Source organism: Leptolyngbya sp. GB1-A1 (assembly GCF_039962475.1).
GTDB lineage: Bacteria > Cyanobacteriota > Cyanobacteriia > Elainellales > Elainellaceae > Leptolyngbya_A.
The window spans coordinates 42,354-66,606 of record NZ_JAMPLI010000001.1; the positions used below are offsets into that span (position 1 = coordinate 42,354).

The 24,253-nt window shown below is 50.4% G+C and carries 20 protein-coding genes; 10 read left to right on the forward strand and 10 right to left on the reverse strand.

From position 1 onward, the window contains the following. The first annotated feature begins 121 nt into the window (after positions 1–121). On the forward strand, positions 122–1,249 hold the full coding sequence (ada, locus tag NDI45_RS00190) for a bifunctional DNA-binding transcriptional regulator/O6-methylguanine-DNA methyltransferase Ada (RefSeq protein ID WP_348245722.1): 1,128 nt from the start codon (positions 122–124) through the stop codon (positions 1,247–1,249). Here the strand turns inward: ada and fahA are convergent. Both fahA and NDI45_RS00200 read right to left on the reverse strand, forming a co-directional pair. After that, positions 1,234–2,568 carry a fumarylacetoacetase gene (fahA, locus tag NDI45_RS00195; RefSeq protein ID WP_348245723.1) on the reverse strand — a complete coding sequence of 445 codons (1,335 nt, stop codon included), beginning with the start codon at positions 2,566–2,568 and terminating at the stop codon, positions 1,234–1,236. The genes ada and fahA overlap by 16 nt on opposite strands. 180 nt (positions 2,569–2,748) lie before the next feature. Next, positions 2,749–3,672, reverse strand: a complete 924-nt coding sequence (locus tag NDI45_RS00200) for a hypothetical protein (RefSeq protein WP_348245724.1) — start codon at positions 3,670–3,672, stop codon at positions 2,749–2,751. 738 nt (positions 3,673–4,410) lie between these two features. On the opposite strand from NDI45_RS00200, the gene hppD reads away from it, so the two are divergent. From hppD to NDI45_RS00230, 6 genes are all read left to right on the forward strand, one after another. Continuing rightward, on the forward strand, positions 4,411–5,502 hold the full coding sequence (gene hppD, locus NDI45_RS00205) for a 4-hydroxyphenylpyruvate dioxygenase (protein ID WP_348245725.1): 1,092 nt from the start codon (positions 4,411–4,413) through the stop codon (positions 5,500–5,502). Positions 5,503–5,565: 63 nt separating this feature from the next. Further along, positions 5,566–6,723, forward strand: coding sequence for a homogentisate 1,2-dioxygenase (locus NDI45_RS00210; RefSeq protein ID WP_348245726.1), 1,158 nt, complete (start codon positions 5,566–5,568; stop codon positions 6,721–6,723). Positions 6,724–6,887: 164 nt separating this feature from the next. Then, positions 6,888–7,838: a hypothetical protein gene (locus NDI45_RS00215; protein WP_348245727.1), complete on the forward strand. Its 951-nt coding sequence runs from the start codon at positions 6,888–6,890 to the stop codon at positions 7,836–7,838. Next, complete coding sequence (locus NDI45_RS00220; RefSeq protein ID WP_190791461.1) at positions 7,835–9,925, forward strand: AMP-binding protein; 2,091 nt, start codon at positions 7,835–7,837, stop codon at positions 9,923–9,925. The genes NDI45_RS00215 and NDI45_RS00220 overlap by 4 nt, the downstream gene beginning before the upstream one ends. Positions 9,926–9,956: 31 nt before the next feature. Then, positions 9,957–11,150 (forward strand): thiolase family protein, encoded by a 1,194-nt coding sequence (locus NDI45_RS00225; RefSeq protein ID WP_190791462.1) that lies wholly within the window; start codon positions 9,957–9,959, stop codon positions 11,148–11,150. 144 nt (positions 11,151–11,294) lie between these two features. Then, positions 11,295–11,732, forward strand: a complete 438-nt coding sequence (locus NDI45_RS00230; protein WP_190791463.1) for a hypothetical protein — start codon at positions 11,295–11,297, stop codon at positions 11,730–11,732. Between the two features lie 25 nt (positions 11,733–11,757). Here the strand turns inward: NDI45_RS00230 and NDI45_RS00235 are convergent, their stop codons facing one another. Continuing rightward, positions 11,758–12,552 (reverse strand): SDR family NAD(P)-dependent oxidoreductase, encoded by a 795-nt coding sequence (locus NDI45_RS00235; protein ID WP_190791474.1) that lies wholly within the window; start codon positions 12,550–12,552, stop codon positions 11,758–11,760. Between the two features lie 503 nt (positions 12,553–13,055). On the opposite strand from NDI45_RS00235, the gene NDI45_RS00240 reads away from it, so the two are divergent. Next, positions 13,056–14,129 (forward strand): M48 family metalloprotease, encoded by a 1,074-nt coding sequence (locus NDI45_RS00240; protein WP_348245728.1) that lies wholly within the window; start codon positions 13,056–13,058, stop codon positions 14,127–14,129. Between the two features lie 142 nt (positions 14,130–14,271). Here NDI45_RS00240 and NDI45_RS00245 read toward each other — a convergent pair whose 3' ends face one another. The 4 genes from NDI45_RS00245 to NDI45_RS00260 form a co-directional block, all read right to left on the reverse strand. Continuing rightward, positions 14,272–14,832: a hypothetical protein gene (locus NDI45_RS00245; protein WP_348245729.1), complete on the reverse strand. Its 561-nt coding sequence runs from the start codon at positions 14,830–14,832 to the stop codon at positions 14,272–14,274. Positions 14,833–14,860: 28 nt separating this feature from the next. Continuing rightward, positions 14,861–16,300, reverse strand: a complete 1,440-nt coding sequence (locus tag NDI45_RS00250; RefSeq protein WP_348245730.1) for a Rieske 2Fe-2S domain-containing protein — start codon at positions 16,298–16,300, stop codon at positions 14,861–14,863. Positions 16,301–16,442: 142 nt separating this feature from the next. Then, positions 16,443–17,294 carry a DUF1206 domain-containing protein gene (locus tag NDI45_RS00255; protein WP_348245731.1) on the reverse strand — a complete coding sequence of 284 codons (852 nt, stop codon included), beginning with the start codon at positions 17,292–17,294 and terminating at the stop codon, positions 16,443–16,445. A gap of 372 nt (positions 17,295–17,666) precedes the next feature. Further along, the gene (locus NDI45_RS00260; RefSeq protein ID WP_190791468.1) at positions 17,667–18,599 is read right to left on the reverse strand and encodes an SDR family oxidoreductase; all 933 of its coding nucleotides are present in this window, start codon (positions 18,597–18,599) and stop codon (positions 17,667–17,669) included. A gap of 750 nt (positions 18,600–19,349) precedes the next feature. Here NDI45_RS00260 and NDI45_RS00265 point away from each other — a divergent pair. Further along, a complete protein-coding gene (locus tag NDI45_RS00265; protein WP_190791469.1) occupies positions 19,350–20,327 on the forward strand; it encodes a hypothetical protein in 978 nt (325 codons plus the stop codon). A 246-nt stretch (positions 20,328–20,573) separates the two neighbouring features. Then, positions 20,574–20,969, forward strand: a complete 396-nt coding sequence (locus tag NDI45_RS00270; RefSeq protein ID WP_190791470.1) for a hypothetical protein — start codon at positions 20,574–20,576, stop codon at positions 20,967–20,969. 54 nt (positions 20,970–21,023) lie between these two features. Here the strand turns inward: NDI45_RS00270 and NDI45_RS00275 are convergent, their stop codons facing one another. The 3 genes from NDI45_RS00275 to NDI45_RS00285 form a co-directional block, all read right to left on the reverse strand. Beyond that, positions 21,024–21,236, reverse strand: a complete 213-nt coding sequence (locus NDI45_RS00275) for a hypothetical protein (protein ID WP_190791471.1) — start codon at positions 21,234–21,236, stop codon at positions 21,024–21,026. Positions 21,237–21,381: 145 nt separating this feature from the next. Next, positions 21,382–22,224, reverse strand: a complete 843-nt coding sequence (locus tag NDI45_RS00280) for a prephenate dehydrogenase/arogenate dehydrogenase family protein (RefSeq protein ID WP_348245732.1) — start codon at positions 22,222–22,224, stop codon at positions 21,382–21,384. 93 nt (positions 22,225–22,317) lie between these two features. After that, on the reverse strand, positions 22,318–22,983 hold the full coding sequence (locus NDI45_RS00285) for a hypothetical protein (protein WP_348245733.1): 666 nt from the start codon (positions 22,981–22,983) through the stop codon (positions 22,318–22,320). Between the last annotated feature and the right edge of the window lie 1,270 nt (positions 22,984–24,253).

Here is a 24,253-nt window from a genome sequence, read left to right on the forward strand (position 1 = left end):
TTTTTCACTCCTGTAAGGTACGGGGGGTGTGGGGGCTGTGCCCCTGCGTGGGGGCACAGCCCCTGAACCCCATTTCTTGTACTTCAATCGCCTGAACAAGGCTGTAGTTAAACATTGAGCAATGATGCAGCGATCGATTCTCTCAGAAGAAATCCTTTGGCAGGCAGTTTTGCAGCGAGATCCGGCGTTTGAAGGGCTTGTTTTTTATGGAGTCAGCTCCACCGGAATTTACTGTCGTCCGACCTGTTCCAGCCGGAAGCCTCAGCGCGATCGGGTCTGCTTTTTTGACTCGGCAGCAGCGGCAGAAGCAGCAGGTTATCGACCCTGTAAACGCTGTGTTCCTCAGGAAGCGATTGCTCCCGATGCGAATGTGGCAAAAGTTTTAGCCGTCTGCCGCTATCTCGAAACTCAGGTTGACTCCATTCCCACCCTTGCAGAATTAGGTCACACGACCGCCATGAGTCCAACTCACTTACAACGCACTTTCAAGCAAATCGTTGGCGTCACTCCGTTTCAATATGCGGATGCGCTGCGGATAGAACGATTAAAACAGCACCTTCGCCAGGGAGAAACGATCGCTGATGCCCTTTATGAAACCGGATATGGCGCAAGTAGCCGCCTGTACGAAAAAGCCCCCAAACAGCTTGGCATGACTCCTGCAACTTATCAACGCGCTGGCGAGGGGAAACAGATTCGCTATGCCATCATGCAATTACCCCCTTGGGGAACTGCGAAGCAACCGTCCTTTGGCTGGCTGCTAGTGGCGGCAACGCAGCAGGGACTTTGCAGTGTGCGGCTGGGTGAAACTGCGCTGGAACTGGAACAGGAACTCCAGCAGGAATTTAAAGCGGCTCAGCTCCAGCCCGACGATCCTGAGCTTCAGCAGTGGGTGCAGCATTTGCTGGATTATCTGGGCGGGGCTCAAGCTTTGCCTGCCTTGCCGATCGATGTTCAGGCGACTGCCTTTCAAATCCGAGTATGGGAGGCACTGAGAGCCATTCCCCTGGGAACGACCGCCAGCTACAGCGATATTGCCCAGCAAATCGGACAGCCTAAATCCGTCCGGGCAGTGGCGCGAGCTTGTGCCAGCAATCCGATCGCGCTGGTGATTCCCTGTCATCGGGTGATCCAGAAAGGCGGCGGTTTGAGCGGCTATCGCTGGGGAATCGATCGCAAGCAAGAACTGCTTAGCTTAGAAAAACAACTGGCTGCCCCAGAAAAGACGGATTCAGATCAAGCAGAGGGCTGAACGATCGCCCGACATTCACCAAAGCCAATTCTGGTGTAACCTTCCCGCTGACAAAATCCGCGCAGGATAATTTCGTCTCCGTCTGCCAGAAAAGCGCGGGTTTCTCCGGCAGGGAGTGTAATTAACTGGGTGCCGCGCTGGGTTAGCTCCAGTAAACAGCCCTGAGAACCCGGATTGGCATTGGAAACGGTTCCGCTTGCCAGCAAATCTCCCGATCGCAAATTGCAGCCGTTGCTAGCGTGATGGGTCAGCATTTGGGCGATCGTCCAGTACATCTGGCTAAACGATCCCTGGCTGAGGCGAACCGGAGCAACACCGTCTGATTGCATTTGCTCGGTGCGGAGCCAGACTTCGAGCGTGATTTCAAAGCCGCCCGATCGCTGGTCGGTTTCTGAGTGCAAATAGGGCAAGGGCTGGGGGTCGTCGTTCGATCGCTGAAACGCAGGACAACGAAACGGGGCAAGGGCTTCGAGCGTCACAATCCAGGGGGAAATTGTGGTGGCAAAGTTTTTGGCAAGAAAGGGGCCAAGCGGCTGATATTCCCAGGCTTGCAGGTCTCGCGCTGACCAGTCGTTCACTAAGCAGAGTCCAAAAATGTGTTGTTCTGCCTGATCGATCGCAATCGGCTGCCCGATCGCATTTCCGGTTCCCACAAAACAGCCGACTTCTAGTTCATAGTCCAGCATTCGCGCAGGGGCAAACTCCGGGATAGACGCATCCGGCGGTTTTCGCTGACCCTGAGGACGACGAATCGGCATTCCGCTGGGCACGATCGAAGACGCTCGACCATGATAGGCGATCGGCACATATTTATAGTTGGGCAGCAGCGGATTATCGGGACGAAACAGCTTGCCCACGTTGGTCGCATGGAAAATCGAGGCGTAAAAGTCGGTATAGTCGCCAATTTCCGCAGGCAGCCGCAGTTCGGCATCGGTCATTGCTACCAAAACATCGGCTTCTGGCGGAGATTGCTCAACATCAAGGCGCAGCAGTTGACTGACAGCCGATCGCAGCAGCGAAACAGGCTCGGAACCTAATGCCATGAGCGAATTCAATCGAGTTGCAGTACAGGCATCTTTCAATGGTTCCGGTAAATGATCAAACAGCCCCAGCTTAATACAATTTTTGAGGTCTAAAATTTGATCGCCGATCGCAATTCCAATTCGGGCAGATTCTCCATTTCCACCTTTATGAAACACGCCGAACGGTAAGTTTTGAATCGGAAAGTCGCTGTCTGAGGAATTGGCAGATTCAACCCAGCTTTTTAAGGACGGATCATGAGTTTCGTTTAAGTGAGTTTGTTTCAAGGAGAAGGTCATAGCGATCGAAGGTAGAAATGGAGAGATGGGGAATAAAGCGTAAATTCGACTGTTTATTTTAGAGGGAATTGAGAACCGGAATGAATTGAGAGCTGAAATCGATTAAGAGTTTCTTTGCTGTGATTGCCTGGGGAGAATCTGTGGGGAAGATGGGTGGAAAGTTAGGTAACAGAAAAGGAGTTAGGGGATGATTAGATTTAGCTTTTTCAAGTCGTCGACTGGTTCTTGGAATGAGCAGGAGCCGAAGGAGCGAAAGAAGCGTTGTCTTGACTTTTGAATTTCGCTTAAATCAAGCTGGCGTTTCTCTCGATCGTTGTTCCAAATCAATGTATCATTTTCAAACTGAAGAGCATCTGAAAGAGCATCTGAAAAGGAATTGATTTCTAATAGTTGAATGATCTCCTCTTGATCGATCGCCTGGCTGTAGGCAAAGGCAGCGGCAACTGCGACATTCATAAATCCGTGCATTCGGGCAGTCGGGCTATCGGGTTCGTAGGTTAGACGGTACGTACCAGGAAAAGGATGATGCAGTCCCGCCGTCGCTTTGAAAGGAACGTTGGCTTGGGCACAGGCACAGATCCACTCGGCAAGCTGTTTACTGATCGGGAAAGCGGCTTCTGTCAGGCCTCCAGTACGAACTTTGACGGATGCAGCAGTTCCTTGCAGAACAGCGATCGAGTCTGTGAAAGACGAATCAAGCGGAATCTCAAAAAATGCGTCGAGGTCTGGCGGCAGTTGATTGATCAGGGCAGAAATTTCGCTGGGCGATCGCGGAGTGAATTCGAGGGCGGCAATTTTGACGGAAGGGGGAGCGTTTTTTAGGGTGAGACGATCGGTTTGCAGTGCAAAAGCCTGCTCCACTTCTTCGAGATTCTTGACCACCAGGCTGAGCGACCATTGGGATAGGGGCAATTCGGGAACGATCGCATAAAGTTCTTCCAAGTGGGCAGCAGGCAGCACAAAACGAGACAGCATCCAGCGATCGGGGGTAGCAGCACTTTGAGCGTAGCGTTGCATTGACGATCGCAGATCAAGTTTCGCTGGCGGAAAAAGCCCAGCATAATCAACGATCGCGCTCACCAATGTTTTCAGCGATGCCAGCATTATTGATTTTGCTTATGTTCAGGGATGAATTGCAATTTGCATAGAGCGATCGAGTCAATCAGACGATCGCTAGAATCGATTATGAGATTCATCTGATGATATTGTTCATCTATAGTTAATCGCTCTTTGGGTGCATCTGTGATCCCCCTGGGGAAGGAGGTTAAGCCAGCCCTCCTTATTGCCAAAATAGAGATAGGAGTGTTATGAACGATTAATTTTTGATCAGCGATCGAGTATCTATCGAGCATCTACGGATAGCTGAGATTGCTGACTGAGATTGATTACTAAAATCGTTCACAAAAAGGGATTGTTTGAGAATATTTCTAGAAAAACATTTTATTTCTAATATATAGAAATAATACAATAGACTTTCAGCTAGTTTTATCAATTCGCTGTTACTGAATCACGAGGCGAATTTATGATTTGAATTGTTCTAGAGCTGCCTCAGTTCTCAAATTTTCATTTCTTATCTAGGTTATTGGTTTTCATCCTATTAATCTAGAGCTTCTACTTTAATTATTTTGATTCATTCTGCTAAATTTTCTGTTTAGGCCCATATAGCTCAGTCACTCATAGTTTAGGTACATTAGGTACATATAGTTTAGATACGTATAGTTCAGGCAGGAGTATAGGCGAACTTACAAATTCTGAAATCGGATTTTGTTGCTCTAAAGATTAGTTTGCAATTCAAGATAGTTTTCAATTCAGGGTAGTCGTAGAAGTAACAGGAGTATTCCCATGAGCAGCCCTTCCATTCAGCGATTTGATCATCTGGAGTTTTACGTGGGTAACGCTAAGCAAGCGGCACGTTTTTATTCCAGCAGGTTTGGGTTTGTGAATACTGCCTATCGCGGGCTGGAGACCGGCAGCCGGGAAGTTGCTTCCTATGTCATGGAGCAGGGCAACATTCGGTTTATTTTGAGCAGTGGTTTAAAGGCTGGTCATGTGGTTTCTCAGGGCGTAATGCGGCACGGTGATCATGCTGCTGTGATTGGGCTGGAAGTTTTAGATGCGGCAGCGGCATACGATATCACAACCTCACGGGGGGCGATCGGGGCGATCGAGCCAACAGAAGCAGAAGATAGCTACGGAGTCTTTCGCTATGCCGCAATTCATGCCTACGGGGATATCCTGATCAAGTTTGTTGATCGCAGCGACTATGCAGGCGGATTCGCACCTGGATTTGCGCTCTGTGAGTCCATGCAGTTCAACCGATCGGGGGCAGGCTTAAAGGCGATCGATCATATTGTAGGCAACGTGGAACTGGGGCAGCTTGAGCAGTGGGTGCAGTTCTTTGCGAAAACAATGGGCTTTGAGATGCTGGTTCACTTCGATGATCAGGCAATCTCGACCGAGTATTCGGCATTAACATCGAGCGTGATGCAGGACAGCACAGGCACGATTAAGTTTCCAATCAATGAGCCTGCCAACGGCAAACGCAAGTCGCAGATCGAAGAATTTCTGGAGTTCAATCAGGGGGCAGGAATTCAGCATATTGCCCTCGCCACCGACGACATTATCGAGACGGTGAGCCAGCTTCAAAAGTCAGGCGTAGAGTTTTTGCAGGTTCCCGCAACGTATTACGACAACCTGGAACAGCGCGTGGGCAAAATTGATGAACCGATCGATGAACTGGCACGGTTAGGGATATTAGTCGATCGCGATCGAGAAGGCTATTTGCTGCAAATTTTCACCCAAACGCTGCAAGACCGTCCGACGCTGTTTTTTGAAATTATCCAGCGGCGCAAAGCACGGGGATTTGGCGAAGGCAATTTCAAATCTTTGTTTGAGGCGATCGAGCGAGAGCAGGCATTGAGAGGAAATTTATAGAGCCAGGGCTTTACCTAGGGCTTTACAGCGGCAAATCAGCAAGCGGCGGAGGCAGTCTACACCATGACCTATTACTACAAGCTCGGGCAAATTCCGCACAAACGCCACACCCAATTTCACCAGCCGGATGGGTCGCTGTACCATGAGGAGCTGATCAGCACACAGGGTTTCTCTGGCATTCAGTCTTTGCTGTATCACCGCTATCCACCCACGCAGGTTTACAAAGTTCTGGAGCAGCGGTCTATTGAGGTTTCCTATCAGTCAGAAGCACTGCATCACCATCATTTGCGAACGATCGGCTTATCTGCCGGGGGAGATGCGATCGAGTCACGCCTGCCTTTGATGGGCAATCAGGACATCGCAATTTCGATCGCCCGTCCAACCGCGCCGATGGCTTACTGGTATCGGTTTGCTCATGGGGATGAGGTAATTTTTATCCATGACGGCACAGGGGTTTTAGAAAGTCAGTTTGGCTCTTTGCCTTATCGAGCGGGCGATTATCTGGTGATTCCGAGCGGCGTACTGTGGCGGATTTTGCCGGATAGGGACGTGGAACAGAGGATGCTGGTGATTGAAACCTATGGACACCTGGAGCCGCCGCACCGCTACCTCAACCGCTACGGCCAGTTTCTCGAACACGCTCCCTATAGCGAACGCGATATTCGTCCGCCGGAAACGCTGATCGTCCACGATGACGAAGGCGAATTTGAAGTGCGGGTCAAAGCCAGAGGCCACCTCACCCGCTATTTGTATCACCGTCACCCGATCGACGTGGTGGGCTGGGACGGTCATTTGTATCCCTACGCGCTCAACATCGCCGACTTTGAACCGATTACCGGACGCATCCATCAGCCGCCGCCTGTGCATCAAACCTTTGCCGCGCCTGGATTTGTCATCTGCTCGTTTGTGCCGCGCCTGGTAGACTATCACCCGCTTGCCATTCCTGCCCCCTACAATCACTCCAACGTTGATTCTGACGAAGTGCTGTACTATGTCGAGGGCAATTTTATTTCGCGCAAAGGCATCGATCGCGGCTCGTTGACGCTGCATCCGGGCGGCATTCCCCACGGTCCGCATCCGGGCACGTATGAAGGATCGATCGGTAAACAAGAAACGAATGAATATGCCGTGATGATTGATACGTTTCGTCCGCTGCGGCTAACCGAGGTTGCTGCCCAATTAGAAGATCAAAACTATTTCTATAGCTGGGTGAATGCGTAGGCTGCATTTGCGCAGCGCAGCGCATCATTCTAACTGGAACTCACAAAATTGAATCTGTTACGGCTTCGCCTAATAAATCCTAATAGATCCTACAAAATTCAATTCTTCTCTCAAGATTTTACAGATCAAGAATCATTCAACATCAGGCTGGAAAGGACGTTAATATGACCTCCACCATATCTAAACCCAATTCGCTGACGATCTCCGATCGCATTCAAACCCGTCTTCAGCAAGGAGAACTGTCTGCCGCACAAGTTGAGAATTTTCAGCAGTTTCTTGTGAAAGTCGATCGAATGCTGCATCATCGGATTATCTTGAACAATCCCTATACGCGCTGGTTTCAACGAGGTGAAGCGACTGATGCAGAATTAAAGAATTTTATTCAGCAGTTCTCTGTTTTTTCAAATCAGTTTTTAATTGCTGCGCTGCAGAAAATTATCAATGCTCAAACCCTACAACAGTCGCGATCGAGCCGAGAAATTCTCTTGAATGAATTGGGCGTGATTTATCGCAAACCCGATGCAAAAGTGACCGCTTCCGACTTAAGCGACGAAGAAAAAGATCGGCAGGGCGATCCAGAATTGGTCAGCATTGAGGGAACCGTAGACGGGGGAATTTGTCGCTTTAAGGCTGCTCATTTCGAGTGGCTCACTGATGTAGCTGCGGGCGTTGGACTTACCTTTGAAGACATCGGCAAACGCAAGCACGGTAGCCCTTCGACGCTGCATTTTTGCGATGAGCTGATTCGGCTCTATGGCAGCGATGACCCCAACCTTGCCGAAGGAGCCAGCTTTGCGGTAGAAAACTGGGCAGCTGCCGGATTCTGGCAGGAACTCGAAGACGGGCTTTCTCGCATCAAACAAAGTCGCCATTCGCAGCTTCGGCTTGCTTTCTTTACCTGGCACAATCGCGTCGAAGGACAACACGCCGGACACACGCTCGAAGAACTGGAAGAAGTTTATTTCCAGCCCAATTTCGATCGCGCTAAATTTTTGCAGGGTGGCGCAGAAATTCTAGAAGCAATTGCTGTCTTCTGGGAAGGACTCGATCGCGATCGGCATCAGCCAGATCAACTGGATTGTTTGCTGCAAACGACAGGAGCAGATCGGCAATGAATCTGTCGCTTGAGCAGCTGATTGACTGCGGCATTGACAAAACGGCGGCGGCACAAATCCTGGCTCGGCTGCGAAACGAGTTTGCAGACCTTTCCCCGGTAGACTGCTGGCAGCGGCTTACCCAGGATGTCCTCACGTCAAATCTGCCCTTTGCGCTGCATCGACTGCTGTATCAAACGATTTTTGCCGACCGTGATTTTGCACCTGCCTGGATACCCTCTCAGACTGAAATTGAGTCTGCAAACCTTACGGCTCTGATGCATGAACTGGGAATTAATTCCTATGCTGATTTACATCAGTGGAGTAGCCAGAATCGATCGCAGTTCTGGGAACGAATGATTCAACGGCTCAACATCCGGTTTCAGAAGCCCTATGAGCAAATTGCAAATCTAGCGCAGATAGAACATCCTGAATGGTTCGCTGATGCGCGGCTGAATATTGCTGAAAGCTGTTTTCAAGCATCTGAGAATCAAATTGCGATCGTTTTTCAATCTGAAGAGGAGGAATGGCGACACATTTGGACTTACGGCAAACTGAATACGACCAGTAATCAAGTGGCGAATGGTCTGGTGAATGCTGGATTTAAGCCCGGAGATCCGATCGCCGTCGCTTTGCCCATGACCGCAGAGTCGGTCGCAATTTATCTGGGAATTATTAAAGCCGGATGCGTTGTGGTCTCGATCGCCGATAGCTTTGCCCCGGCTGAAATTGCAGCCCGGCTACGAATCGCCAAAGCAAAAGCGATTTTTACTCAGGATGAAGTGCTGCGCGGCGGCAAACGGCTGCCCCTCTACGCCAAGGTCATGGAGGCGGATGCACCCAGGGCGATCGTTTTGTGTCGTCGCGAATGTTTTTTAACAATGCGTCCAGACGATTTGAACTGGGCGCAATTTATCAGCCGCGATGGAAAATTTGAGGCGATCGCCGTTTCGCCCTCTGCCCCCACGAATATTCTTTTCTCTTCGGGAACGACCGGAGAACCGAAAGCCATTGCCTGGACGCACACAACTCCGATCAAGTGCGCGGTAGACGGACATTTGCATCACGATATTCATCCCGGCGATGGGGTTGCCTGGTCTACCAATTTGGGCTGGATGATGGGACCGTGGCTCATTTATGCCACCCTGATTAACCGAGCGACGATCGCCCTTTACGATGGCGCACCTACTACACGAGCTTACGGACAGTTTATTCAGGCGGCAGGCGTGACGATGCTGGGAACCGTTCCCAGTTTGGTGAACGCCTGGAAAACCACAAACTGCATGGCAGGCTTAGACTGGAGCGCAATCAAAACCTTTAGTTCAACCGGAGAATGCTCCAATCCCGACGATATGCTGTATCTGATGTCGCTGGCTGGCTATAAACCGATCGTCGAATACTGCGGCGGCACGGAGATTGGCGGCGGCTACATCACTGGAACTGTCATTCAGCCCTGTATTCCCGCAACCTTCACCACACCTGCACTTGGCTTAGATTTTGTTATTCTGGATGAATGCGATAGTCCATCTTCACAGGGTGAAGCATTTATTATTCCACCGTCGATCGGATTATCCACCGAGCTATTAAATAAAGATCATCATCAAGTTTACTTTGCCGATATCCCCACCGTTCCCGGAATGGATGTTCCTTTAAGACGGCACGGCGATCGCATTGAGCGGCTTTCAAACGGCTATTATCGCGCCCACGGTCGCAGCGACGATACCATGAACTTAGGCGGTATCAAAGTTAGCTCTGCCGAAATCGAGCGGGTTTTGACTCAACCCGAAGCCGTTGCTGAAGTTGCCGCGATCGCCGTAGCCCCTGCCGATGGCGGACCCTGCCAGCTTGTGATTTACGCCGTAGTCGCGCCCGGAGTTACCCTGAGTGCGATTGACCTAAAATCCCTGCTGCAAGCCACCCTGCGCCAACAGCTCAATCCGCTATTCAAAATTCATGATGTTGTCATCGTCGATGCTCTCCCCCGCACCGCTTCTCAAAAAATTATGCGGCGAGTCATGCGCGATCGATACCGATTATCCCATCCTGTGCTCGACCCTTCCTCACCCCAAACCGTTTCCCCTTCTGAAACCCTGACCCCTCGCCCTTAAACATTATTGCCCCCTAAATCTCCTCCCCACCATGCCTTCCAATACCTACCTCATCGCCGCTACCCGCACCCCCCTCGGACGCTTTGGCGGCAGTCTTTCTAGCCTTTCTCCGGCAGAACTGGGAGCGCAGGCAATTCAGGCAGTGCTGACCCAAGCTAATGTTCCAGTGGAGGCGATCGATTGCTACATCTTGGGCAACGTGCTGCGGGCAGGACACGGACAGCATATTCCCCGGCAGGCGGCTCTCAAAGCGGGCATTCCCCCGGAAGTCAATGGGTATGCGATCGACATGGTGTGTTCCTCTGGCATGATGAGTTTGCTCAACGCCACGATGATGATTCAAACGGGTCAGGCAGATCTGGTGCTGGCAGGAGGCATTGAGTCGATGTCTCAAGCAGGTTTTTTCCTGTCGCATCGCGCTCGCTGGGGCTATAAAACCTTGCTGGGTGCGCCAGAATCGCTGTCTGATATTTTGCTGCTCGACGGACTGACTGATGCCACGCGAGGAGAAGGCATGGGCGAACAGGCAGAACGATTGACCGCATTCTATGGATTTAGCCGTGCGGCACTCGACGAGGTTGCGTTTCACTCTCATCAGCGAGCGGTAGCGGCTCAGGCGCGAGGCACTTTTCAGCGAGAAATTGCCCCGGTTACAGTACAGAGCAAGCAGATCCTCCAGACGATCGATCAAGATGAGGGCATTCGTCCTGATACAACGCTGGAAAGTTTGGCACGGCTGCGTCCTGCCTTTCAGCCAGCAGGGGTACTCACTGCCGGAAATAGCAGTCAGCTTACAGACGGTGCGGCGGTGTTGCTGCTTGCTAGCCCATCTGCGATCGATCGCTACGGGCTAAAACCGATCGCTAGAGTGCTGGGTGGCACAATGGCCGGAGGCGAGTCCTGGCGATTTCCCGAAGTTTCAGTCTGGGCAGTAAAGAAGCTGCTGGATCAAATCAATATGACGATCGCGGACATTGATTTATTTGAAAATAATGAAGCCTTTGCAGTCAGCAGTTTACTGTTTCACCATCTATTAAAAATTTCTCCTGAACAGCTCAACGTGAACGGCGGAGCGATCGCTTTAGGACATCCGATCGGTGCATCAGGAGCCAGAATCGTGGTGACGCTATTAAACGCGCTACAGGAACGCAATCAACAATTCGGCATTGCATCAATTTGTCATGGAACAGGAGGCGGAACGGCGGTCGGGGTGGAGCGGGTGTAGGGAAGTCATTTAGAATTTCAAATGGACACCGCCCGAATTGATATGAGGATGAGCAGAAGGACGGATGGCAGCGGAAAGGGAAAGCGGGACGATCGAAGCAAGTTTGAAAAAGCCTGAATTTTAGCAGCGATAGGAATTCGATCTATGCGTGTTGGTCTTGGTGGGGCAGGAACTTTCTTGGTTTATTTCATTTATACAGCCGTGATTTTGTCGATCGGCAGCTCGGTTGTGTTTCAGCTCAGCCGGGAAAGCGGCATTCCGCAGCAGATTGCGATCGTGGGCGGCGTGATTGTGGGGGCGATCGGCTCTTACTTTAACCGAACCGTGATTCGCCCGATCGCCGCTGATGATGAACAGACGCTTCTGAATCAGGTGAACAGAGGGCTGACCGGGTTGGGCTATCAGCAGGTTGAGCAGATTGACGACGAAGTGTTTGTGTTTCAAAAAGTGGTGCGTCAATGGCTATCGAGCAAGGTGTATGTGCGCGTTCAGCCCCAGCAGGTCACGATCGCCGGACGGGTTTCCCAGGTGCAAAAGCTTCAGGAACAGCTCAATACGGGCGAACTGAGCCAGGCGAGCTAAACAGGCAAGTGAGAGCCAAAATAAATTACCAGGGCAACGGGCTGCCGTCCCAGGAAAAAAACTGACCGCTATGTTCGGGCTGCAAGGTGCTGATCACGCTGAGAAGCTGGCTCACTGTGCGATCGACGCTAAACAGTTTCTCAGGCGGCACATTGCGCTGAAAGGGTTTCGAGAGCTGTGTGTCGGTTGTGCCCGGATGCAGCATGACCACGATCGTCTTCGGACTTTTGCGGCTATATTCGATCGCTGCCGTTTTCATCAGCATATTCAGTGCCGCCTTAGAAGCTCGATAGCCATACCAGCCACCGAGTTGATTGTCGCCGATGCTGCCAACCTTAGCAGAGATACTGGCGAAGATGCTGGTTTCGCTATGCTTCAAAAGCGGCAACAGATGTTTTGCCAGCAAAATTGCCCCGATACTATTGACCTGAAAATAGCGCAGCATCGGTTCTGCTTTAATTTGCTGAAGTCCTTTTTCAGGCTGAATCTCGTCATCGTGTAAAAGTCCGACGCAATAAATGACGAAATGTAGTTGATTCACCTGCGATCGGATTTGCTGAACGGCTGCGGCAATCTGTTCTTCGTCGGTAATATCCATTGCAACAAGCGTCAGACGACCCGGAAATTGCTGAGCGAGCTGACTGAGTTCCGGCGTAGCAGGTTCGCGATGGGCGGCAAAAATGCGATGCGAAGCAGTTCCCCCGGCGGGGTAATCGACCCGTTCATCCTGAAGCAGCTTTTGCACGAATCCCAACCCGATGCCGCGATTTGCGCCCACAATCAGCGCATTGATCGATCGCACGTCTGCCAATCCTGCCATGTTCACCTTTTTATCCACTGAGACTATTATCGCTGATAAGAAATGGGGCTGCGTTTTAAAGTCCCCCACAACCGGGTGCCAGAAGGGGATATAACGGAGGCAATGCCAGACATTTGCTATTTTTTGTCTAACCTTTAATCAATCCTCAAGGGGAATGCAAAAGCGGTCAAGCAGAGTTAAAAACTTCCCCGATTTTCCCCGATCGCTAATTAGAGTAATGGCTATCTCCCCTCGGTCTTCCCGCAGGCCCTCCTCTATCAATCTGTAAATCTCAATCTGCGAATCTCAACCTGCAAATCTCAACCTGCCAAATCTCAATCTGTGAAGTCTTTTCGAACGATGACTGGCACACGATGACTGGCATCAGTAGACTGGGCTAGACTTGCTAAGGGCATCATTTCTCAGGGCATTATTTAGCTTCAAAAATATGGGTGCTTACGGCTAGCACTGTTATCGAATAGAACATTATCGAATAGAACATCAGCTCAATTGGAAGGATTGACATGATTACACTCGCACGTCTCACCCGGAAATGGGTAGGGCTTTCATCCCTGTGTGTGCTTGGCTTGACGGTGACCGCTCCGATCGCTCAGGCACAGTTATCAACACCCACGCCGCAAGTGCAGCCCTCGTCTAGCCCCCCAGCGCAATTGTCACCCGTGCCCCAAGCGGGAAGCACTCTGTACGATCGCGCTCAGCAGGAGCTACCTAGCGATATGTATGTGCTTTATCGAGTTGTAGAACGCATTGCGCGGGCAAATGGATTAGATGCCAGTCCCTGGAGAGTCGAGATCGTGCCTACCTACGACAACTATGCCTTTGCCGCTCAACCCAATCTGGTTGCAGTGCATCGGGGTTTGTTAGACCAACTCGCAGGAGATTCTTCGGCGATCGCTTGCATTGTGGGGCGAGAGATGGGGCATAACGTCAAACGCCACCTTGCCCTGGGTGAGGAGCAACGAGCAGAACAGCAAGCGCAACTGGCAGAACAGCTTAGCCAGCAGGCCGTAGCCCAAAGCCAGGAAATGGCAGACCAAGCCAGAAATGCGGCGACAGCAGGAAGTGTTTTAGGAACCTTAGGCGGCTTTTTGGGCATCCTTGGTCCGGTAGGGGCGATCGGCGGTAGCGTGTTGGGTACTGTTGCAGGAGCAGCGATCGACGGCCCTGAAGACACTACTGAGGAGATGATGGAAGACTATAACAACCAAATCGCTCAACTGGATGAAAAGCTAGATGCCGCAGCTCGGCAGCAGGAATTTGAAGCCGATGAAGCCGGCTATCTCTACGCGACGCAGGCAGGCTTTGAGCCAGAAGGGTGCCTCAGGGCAATGACAGTGTTAGAGCGTATCCCCGGTGCAGAGCCTAACCCCGACCAGCCGTCGATGCCCGATCGCAGGATCGCGATGCAGCAGTTAATGACCGAGCGTCCCGCAGACAGTCTAGTCTCCACGGGTGACGCTAAACTCACCTTGACCCAGCCACTCGCCTACGAGGGTTTGTCGAGAGATGGGAACTCCCTACGCGTGGCTCCCCGATCCGGTGGGTCTAGCGATATCGATCGCATTTTGGGTAGATAGTGGTCACTGGGTGAATTAACTGGGTGAATTGAAGCGATCGCTCAGAGGTGTCAATCCGTTCAACTTTCTTGGGCTAACCGGTTTTCATTCTGATTTTCGTTCTGACGAAGCTGGTCGTGCCTGTTTTCTGGTCGTACCTGCCTTACTGATCGAGAAAATCGTACAGAATCTCGTCGGGTTCCTCTTCGATCTCTTCGTAGGCGAGCGGCTGCACTTTGCCGTTTGGCTGAATCACCCAGCCCAAATTTTGCCCAAACGAAACCACTTCGGCATCCTGAGCCGTTCCCCCAACCGGATAATGAGAAGTCGATCGACCCTCTGGCGGTTGCTTCGCAGTTTCTGGAAAAGAGAATTGGCGTTCTGGCTCCAGAAAGCTTTGCAGCACTTCGTCCGGTTCATCTTCGATGCCGTCTGAGATGTCGGCGGTCGGGGGGCGGGGCAGCGAATGACCTTCCAGACGGTTCAGGCGATCGCTCAATAGGGTCAGTAGTGCCTCTGTGCGGGCAAGCCGCGCTTCGATCGGGCTGGAATTTTCTTTTAGTGATGGTTTTGAGGCATTAGATTGACTCGCAAAGTAGTCTGAAAGCGCGATCAGCACTGCCTCTTGGATCGATGCCAGGTTACGCGACTGCCGCAGAGTTTCCAGGCGATCGAGCAAAGGTTGAGGCAGCAGAACCGCAATGGCAGAAAGGTCAGAAGTCATGGGTTTCAGGCGTATTTTTCTGGAGGGATCATCCCTTCACCTTAGCAGACCGCTTCTCCGGCAAATTACGGAGCGGAATCGCACGTCCTTCGTAAAATTGCCGCTTCAGTCGGTTTAAACCCAGCCAACCCAGACCCACCAATCCGCTCACGCCGACGGAAACTGCTACCGGAATTGCTGCCGATTGATTCAGCAGAACTGCAAGCAAAGGCGTTCCCAGCCAAACAATCGCTCCCAGAAACAGGATTACCGTCTGGATTTGCTCAATCCTGCTGAGGGCAGTTCGGCAGCTCTGGCAGTGCTGGGTATGAGAATGATAGCGATCGAGCAGAATTTCTTTTGAAAGGGGTGGCGTGAGACGATCGCCCGGAAAGGGATCAGCCTGAAACTGATTCACCCACTGCCGTAGCGCAGATACAAAGGCATCGGCTTTCGTGGGCAAGTAGAATGCCTTACTCACATTCGCCCCGCCCCCCATTTGTTCCAGATAGCGTTCCTGATGATGCAGAAAAATCTGGTCGTCTTCCAGTACGCTGTTTTGCCCAATGTGAGAATACCAACGCGGCGTGAGTCGAATTGCCAGAGCCGGAATTTTAGACGAGAACTTGAACGGAAAACGCGCAAACACGCGACATTCCCCTTTGCGAATCGGCGTCGCGTAAACCACCGTCATGGTGCGCCCAAACTGTTTCGAGGTCAGGTCATGCCACATAAAATTGGGAGCAACAAAACGGCTCGTCTGTCGTCCCAGCGTGCCCCGACGCGGACCTTCTTCCCAGACTCCAGAAAACCCTTGCTTGCCTGATTCGACCACTTCCAGTTCAACCGAACTAGCATTGCTGCGGTTGCCGACCGATCGATGATGGGTAAACGGCACATGGCTTGAATCCAGTACGTTTTCCAGCAGCGTCAGGGCATCATAGGGCAGATCGCGAAAGGTGTTGAGGCAAACCCATTCATCGGGCGATTCTGCCATCGCGTCAATTAGAGGGACTTTTACTCGATCAGCATTTTCCGCTTTGCCCGGATATACAAACAGCAACCCCTGCTGCACCGTTGCTGGAAACGATCGCACACAGGCACGCTTCGAGGTTTCTGCCGATCCACCTGCAGGCTGCTGCGGAATGCGATCGCACGCGCCGTCTGCCGTAAATGCCCAGCCGTGATAAGGGCACTCCAGCAGGCCATCCTCCGCAATTCTGCCTTCGGAAAGGGGCGCCAGACGGTGGGAGCATTTGTCTTCTAAGACGCACCAGGATTCGGTTTTACTATCCCACCAGATCACCAGATCCAGGTCGAGCAGGGTAAACGGCGTGGGCTGGGTTTTATCCAGATCTTCGATATAGGAAACCGGATGCCATGCCTCAAACCAGTCAAAGCGATTGGGGTCGGTTCCACCCGCAGGTAGACTTGACTGAGCGATTTGATTGCGGGAATCAGGCGACTGAAGTGCGATCGACGTTTCCATACGTTTCCCCTTACTCTTTTCGAATCACTGTTCTCGAATTACTCTTCTCGAATCAGACGATCGATTCTAATCTAGCAAATATGAAGGAATGTTAAGGAGTGCGATTGCCCTCCGCACATTCACGGTAAAGTCACGGGCAAAGTTATGGGTGACGAATCTGCCGATACCGCGCCTCGATCAGCGAGTAAATACTGTATGCGATCAACCCCAGCGCCACAATGCCTAAAAGCCAGGGGCCGAAGGGTTGCGCTGCCAAAGCTGCCAATGCCCCGCCTAATCCTCTCGCTTCGTTCGCATTTTGACGCAGAGCCGCCAGCGTCAGGAATAAGCCAATGATGCCGAACACAATCCCCCGCGCTGCGATACCACACCGACCAAGCCGCTTAGTCCACTGCCGCTCGCTTTCGCTCATCAGATTCAGGTTGAAATGACGTTGAAATTTGGCTTTGAATGCCTCATACAAGTAAGCAAGCCCGACGCCAATTACGACCAGTCCTGCCAGTCCAACCAACCACCGTCCAAAGGGTTGCGCCATAAAGCGGGCAGTCCAGTCTTGAGTCGAGTTACCGCCGCCGCTGGGATTCCCTAGGATCAGCCGGATCGCGGTTAGGGCTAAACCACTGTAGGCGATCGCGCTCAATCCGTAGCCAATGCGCTGCGCGATTTGTTTTGCTTTGGTTGGTTCGCCTGCGTGTTCAGGATCAAAAATGGTTTGGACGAGTCGCCAGAGCGCATATCCGATTAACCCGATCGTCACCAGTGCCAGCAGAAATTTGCCAAATGGTTGAGTCACGATCGTAGACAGTGCGCCGCTGGAGTCGGTCGTTTTGCCCCCGGTGCCAAAAGCTGCCTGAGCTGCCAGCAAACCCACCACAAAGTACACAATGCCTTTTGCCGCAAACCCCAATCGAGCCAGTTTTTCAATCCACGGATGGGATGCTGCCCGTCTTGCAGGCTGCTCAAGGTTGGAGAGGGGACTGTTGTGGCGAGCCATTTTAGTTTCTCAAGATAATGCTGGTGGATTGCGGCACGACAGCGTATTGACTGATTTCAACCTGCTGAAATCAAGTTTTAACGGGTTACGCAATTAATGCTTAGCCTACAAATCTCGTAAGAGGTTTGCGTCTGCGAAAGGGTAGAACTTTTTGAGCAAGGATTTGAGCAAGGGGAAGTTGGACGATTTTTTTCCGAATGTTTTCCCAATGGAAATTTCGGGGCGATCATCCTTAATCATCCGGCATTGCTGAATGGAAATCGGATTCTCAGATAGGGAGTTCTGCGCCAGGGGTGGTTTGCAAACGACCCTTACAGAATTCATATCCCTTGATTTACTCAATCACATCAACGTACTGCATGAAATTGAGCATCAGGTTTTGGGGATCAGATTGCTGAGGATTTCGCTTAGTTCTCCAGTATGTTTCCAGCCGCCGCTGAGCTTCGCGTGTTCGGGCATTGGCTCAAACAAATTGCCTTCCGAGGGAATCATGGGCTGATCGGTCAGGTGGTTTTTATCGACTTGCTCTGCCATCATCCGCTCATAAAGGTCAGGGGTGAGGGTGCTTTGCAGTGCCATCAAATAGCCGACTGTGCCGACGATTACTTCTCGCTGCGGATTTTTCACCAGACCCATGATCGCGTCCGCCACATCATCTGCGGCATAAACCGGATCCATTGCCTTGACTTTGCGCCCGGTGTAGTTCGCAGCCTGCTGAAAGATGGGCGTGTCGATTGTCGCAGGCAGAACCGTACAGACATGGATATTGGAGGCGTTGTCAAGGTGAAGCTCCATTCGCAGACATTCTGCCATCGCCCGGATGCCGTGCTTCGAGATTACATAGGCACTGGTGTAGGGCTGTGCGCCTAATCCCACGATCGAGGCAACGTTGATCAAATTGCCGCTGCCCTGCTGCCGAAACTGTTTCATTGCCGCCCGTGCTCCGTAAATATAGCCAAACAAGTTGGTTTCGATTACGCGCCGAAACGCATCTTCGGGAGCATCTTCGAATTTGGCGAATAGGGAAACGGCAGCATTGTTCACCCAGACATCGATTTGCCCAAAGGTGTCGATCGCTCTTTGCGCTAAAGCTTGTACTTGGTCTTCCTGCGTCACGTCGGTTGGCACTACGATCGCCGTTGCTCCCGCTGCCTGACAGGTTTCTGCGACTTCTTGCAGCGCGGCTTCCCGTCTAGCGGCTAAAACGAGCCTGGCTTGCTGCTGGGCAAACATCAATGCCGTCGCACGTCCAATGCCGCTCGATGCCCCGGTAATGACAATGACTGATTCTCGAATCGATCGCATTGCTTCTTGCTAACTCCCATTCATCAATTCGCGTTGCCTGGTTCAATCATGCCGCAGCTGATTCAGTCAACAATCTTGCTCGATCGCTGTTTTTATCTGACAAGACTAATACTAATCGTTGTCCAGCAATCTTGCTTCTGCTTCTGTCTCAAGGAAGACTCTTAGAACCTGCTTGAGAAGTTATGTTGATAGTCTAAACCTCAATACCCAGGGAGAACAAAGCTTTTTCCTGGCTTCAAAACCCTGCAGAATTGGGGAATTGAGGGATCAATCCAGGGCATCTACTCCTCTCTAAATCAGTTCCTCTCTAAATCAGTTCCTAGAAAATGTAGAGTTGTTCATAATTTCATCCGGATTTCATTTGGGCATTTTTCAATAGCCTTATCGCTTCTCGAATAACCTGTTGCCTGCAAAACATTGTTCGCAATGCATTTGCAATACATTGGTTCTGTAGACTTTGCCACTGCTGTCGTGTCAGTTAAAGCCTTGCACTACTTGGTGTTCTGCAACACATACTAACTCATAATTCAGTTCACTTGTCATTCATTGGAATAAAGCAAAAAAGAATAGAGCAAAAAAAACACAGGAGCATCTACGCTGTTTTCATTTTTTTAACTCTCCTTGAAATGGTATGAATTGAGCTACTGGAATTTACGTTTTTGCTAAGTTTTTGCGTAGCTTAATACCCTTCTCGAATTAATACCCTTCTCAAACGTCCTCAAAGTAAAATCTACCTTCTTAACTATGCAGATGCGTCAAACTTCTTCACTGAAAAGTCGCTTATTTCATGGGCTAATGTTTGGGGTTGCCGTAATTGCACGACTATGGCGAGCTGTGCGTCAAAAACTCAAACTAATGTTCTTTTATCAGCGCGGCAAGATAATACATTTATTCAAAGAGAATACGCAGCCTATCGCCTATCGTCCTAAAGTGCTGGTGGGGATCGCTCATATTGTTTCTCCTGAAGAAGCATGCGATCGTCAAAGGGGAGCTGCAAAAATTGAACGTTTTAGAAAAGCTTTAGATGGGCTATTTGACAGCTTCTCCCATTGCGATCTAGAGATCCTGGTGCAAACTTTACCAGGACGAAGCATTATTCATTTTCTGCCGCAATACCAGCAGCAGCGTATCCACGTCGAAGACCAACAAACCTGTGACTCTTATTATGTTCCCTACAGTGTCCAGGACAAGCTCATTGCTCGAAGATCTGAGTCTTTTGATTGGTTCTTATACATCGAAGATGATATTGTCATTCACGACAGTTCTTTCCTGGAAAAAATCATTCGCTTCAATCAACATTGCCCTGATCCACGGGGAATTTTATATCCGAATCGCTATGAGATGTACGAAGGAACCAAGCGGTATATCGACCTAACCATTGGAGAGACGATCGCATGGGATCGGCTATCCACTTTTGAAATTGATGGCCTTAAATACGCTGAGTGCGAAAATCCTCATGCTGCCCTTTACTGCCTCAGTGCGGAACAGTTAAATCAGTGGGCACAATCGAGCCGAGATTGGCAACATAAAGACTTTATGGTTGGTCCCCTGGAGTGTGCAGCCACCTTCTCTTTGCTGGAATACTTTATTATTTACAAACCCCATCCTCAAAATATGTACTACCTTGAGGTTGAACACTACGACACGAAATACTCTCAGCTTTGTCCAGCTCTTAACTCTCCTTACACCGTATCGTCTGTTCGCGGTGTGCTGAGTCCTGGCAAATAGGAAGTCTAGTGTCTGGGTTTTTCTTCACTAACACTGAGCCGCCTCAGCCGTTCTTTTGCGCTCTAATCATTCCTAGCTCCTCGGCAATCTTGGCTCCTTAAAAATTGCTATCAGGCTCAAAACTATCCAGGCTCAAAATCGGGTCAGAGCGGGTGCGATTCCTCCTTTGAAGAACTGTGGAGCAATCCGTTCTCCGTACGGGGTATGATAAAGATTAAGAATTTGTAACAGGCGAGGCAGGCAGAGATGGTGGAGCGTCCAATCAAAAAATCGGAACGGCAGGCAGCCGCAGCCGAAGGCGGAGAATCAACTGAGACCCAAATGGTTGAGACCCAAACGGTTGAGACCCGAACGGTTCGCCCGCAGCCCAAACCTAAAGGAGAGCGATCGAATCGAGATGGAGACCAAGAAAATGGCGGGCGGGACAATCGCTCCGGTGGTCGTGAGCAGCGCGGCAAAGGTCGCGGTAAGGGTGGTCGGGGCGATCGGGAAGCTCCGGCTCCAGTCAACATGGCATTTGTGCGTGGTCCCAAACCCGTGAAGCCTGTTGTGAAGGAAGAAGAACCTGCGATCGAGGAATTGGCTGAAGCAGCGGAAACGACCGAAGAAGCCGCTGAGACTGCCGAAGCCACCGAAGCTTAGCGTATCTGAGCCAGGAGAAGCAGCCTAACTGGGAGGACAGACGACGGCTTTGACTCAATTGCGTCTTAATAGTCGCAGGATGTTCTCCCAAATGTTGTTTACCTCTCCCCAAACATCTTGAACCTCCACTCCAAAACCAAACTGCAACACCAGCACAATTAGAACAATCCCGATCGCCGTTGTGATGGCAGCCCGCACCACCTTCAGCAGGAAGCCAATCAGCAGAAACAAAATGACGATCGCGCCAACGAACAGAATGGTGTTCATGCAGAAACGGGACTCAGCAATCTTCTAACATAGCGGAGTTTGCCGGATTCGTTAATTCTCGTTTTTTATTGAGAGACAACATCCCGCAGAAGTATCCCGCAGAAATGTTCGTCAGCCGGATTCATTTAACGCAAGTGCTTAACTGCTAACGGCTGAGAACTTCCTCTGAATTGTAAAGCTCTGGTTGCTGAAACGACTGGCGAGCAATTTCAAATTCAGTTCTCAGTGCCTTGCGATCGCTTTGTGCCACGAGCTTAGACAGGCGATCGGAAGTGTTCACCAATCGCTGAATCGCATCGCCACAATCCTGAGAAGCCAGCATCAGCTCTAGCGATAAAAAATCGTCTTGAGCAAACAGGCGGCGAATGCTGTCAATCACTGACCGATATAAGGGAGTGGCAAAATCGAGACTATCTTCAATGTCGATGCCTTCCTCTGCCAGAAACACGCCCAGACTGAACGTGGAAAAATGGCGAATTGCCTGCACCACTATCATCATGCGATCGTGTTCTTCGGGCGTACAAGTTACAATGCGACCCGCTTCTGCTTCAACCAGGTCAAAAAACCACTGAAGGGCTTCTGGTTGCCGTCCGGGACACACCACCATTGTTTGAGACTGAAACGAGGCAGTGCCAAACCCAAACATCGGATGCAGCCCCACTACTGGTCCCGCATGATGCTCTAGCATCGCCTGCAGAAACGGAGCCTTGACACTGGTAATATCTGCCAACACGGTGGTTGGAGCCAGATAAGGAACGACTTTTTGAATCACCGCGATCGTCGCTTGTAAGGGAACGCAAAGCAACACCAAATCTGCTCCGTCTAACAGAGCCTCTGCGCGATGCCAGTCATTTTGTTCCAAAATCTGAACCCGGTGCCCCGCAGCCGTGAGCCGCTCCACAAAGAAACGTCCCATCGTGCCCCGTCCCCCTACAACGGTGATCGTTCGCACTAGTTCAAGCCGCCGACGTTTTTGAGGTGTATTCATAGAAATACCGTTTGAGAATAACGCTGCCGTCAACGGAATCCTGGGACAAGGAGCGCTGATTCGCCTCGCTCCCAGGATCAAATGCGATCGACCTTATCGAGTTGCCGGGATTGCTACTTGATTTGCTTCAACGTTCTGAGCAGCGCTCGGTAGCTCGATCGCAGGGGGCTGCCAATCCGCAGGCATTTTCGAGAAGGCTGTGAAAATGGCAGGCTGTCCCTGTGCCATCGCTTCCTCGATTTGGCGATAAAATCCCTTCCCTGCCTTTTGCGAGAAGGTGACTTCAAGCTCTTCTTTCATACTTTTGGGACGCTGGACATATTCTGCAAAAGAATTTTCGACCGGGCTGAGTTGGGAATATCCCTTACAAAAAAGCTGCTTGAGTAACCCGTAGGAATCACGCTTAGAAATCGGTTCGCCTAAGATCTCGCAGCCATACTGCTGTAACCGCTCGGCGAAGCTGTCCAGGTTATTGGTGTCGTAGGCAACGTGCTGAATACTGTGATCCCCATGCTTTTCAGCAAATAATGTCACTTGAGACTTTTCTTCGCGATCAATGCCTTCCACCAGTGCGATCCCAAACGTCCCGTAATCAATACACCACAGCTTCATGCTGCTTCTAGGATTACTGGGATCAACATCGTCAATTCGAGTAATCAGTTTTCCACCTTCAACTTCAATGTGAAACCATGCCCACTTTTCAATCATTCCGTTCGCGCAGGCATAGGTTACATGATCAACTTTCACTAAATGGCTCATTTTTTCTGCTCTATTTTGTTGATTAATGGTGAACTTACATGATTCGTTTGGGCTGTCAGAGAGTTTGGGCTATTCAGCAATGGTTTGAATCTGCACAATCTAAACCTGCTTGATTCGATCGAGCCTTATTCAGGCAATGAACTCTGTAAAGATACACCTTGAAAAATTTGGCAATTTCCGGTTCTAAGTAGGGCGATTGCTGCCTGCGTGGGTGCATTCGGGGCAGCAATGAGACTTTGCCTTACACAGGGCTTCTACCCCTATACTCTGTTCTCAGCGGATTGGCTACAGTGACCCCTACTGCCCTAAAGCCAAGAACCTAATTCAGTGATATCAATTGCAAATACAGGGATTGACGAATCGAAGTAAAGAGTTTGGGAAAGACAACCAATGACAAAGACAAACCAAATTAGCTTTACTTCAAGGGATTCCCTCTGTCCTTATGAATTCCTTGTAGACCATAAGCAATTCAATCTCAGGAAATCTCAAAAAAATTCGGGAATGCGTATTCGCGTCTATCCGTAGGCTGATTTGCTATGTGTAAATCTTAGAAAGAGGTTCTCTAAAGCACCAGTGGTTACACGGAAACTTTATAGCCGAGGCTCAACCTGTGAAGTTGAGGTTAAACTGCGAGGTGTGGTTTTCCCGGAGAGGGCTGCTCAAAACAGGTTGGCTGGAACTTTAGTCACTCACTAATGTGATTTAACTTCTATTACTTTCTGACACAGGGTTCGGAAGCTCTGAGGGGATTAGCGCGATTGGGTTCAGTTGCCCATTTCCTTTTTAATCTTCCTTGAAACGGAGTCTCCATCCGGATTTTACTTTGTCAAAGATATCAGCGGAATCCACATTCTTTTGTGCATCCTCCCAAGACTCTTCAAACTCGCTTTAAAAAACAGAGATTTCAGAATGTAAAAACTGATACATTTACTGATCGAATGGGAGAGAAATGTTCAGGGTGAGGAGAAATTTTGCAAAAGCCGTGATAGGGTCGCGAACTCACTGAGCCACAGTCCTCTAGAGCTTAAAGAGCGTGTTAAGTAGTACTGCATCATCGGTAATTCATACTTATCTAAATAAATGACAGCCATTTGTAGAACCTGGAAGGCTCCACCAAGTGCCTCATTTCAAGGAGTTCTGCTAATTGCTTCAGGCATAGCCCCCAAAAACCCTATGTATCCTTTCCGTAAACTTGCGGTTGGTAGCTAGACGCTCATCAGTACAGCGTGCTAATAATCTTACAAAAGATACGGAAATTCCCGTATTGAGA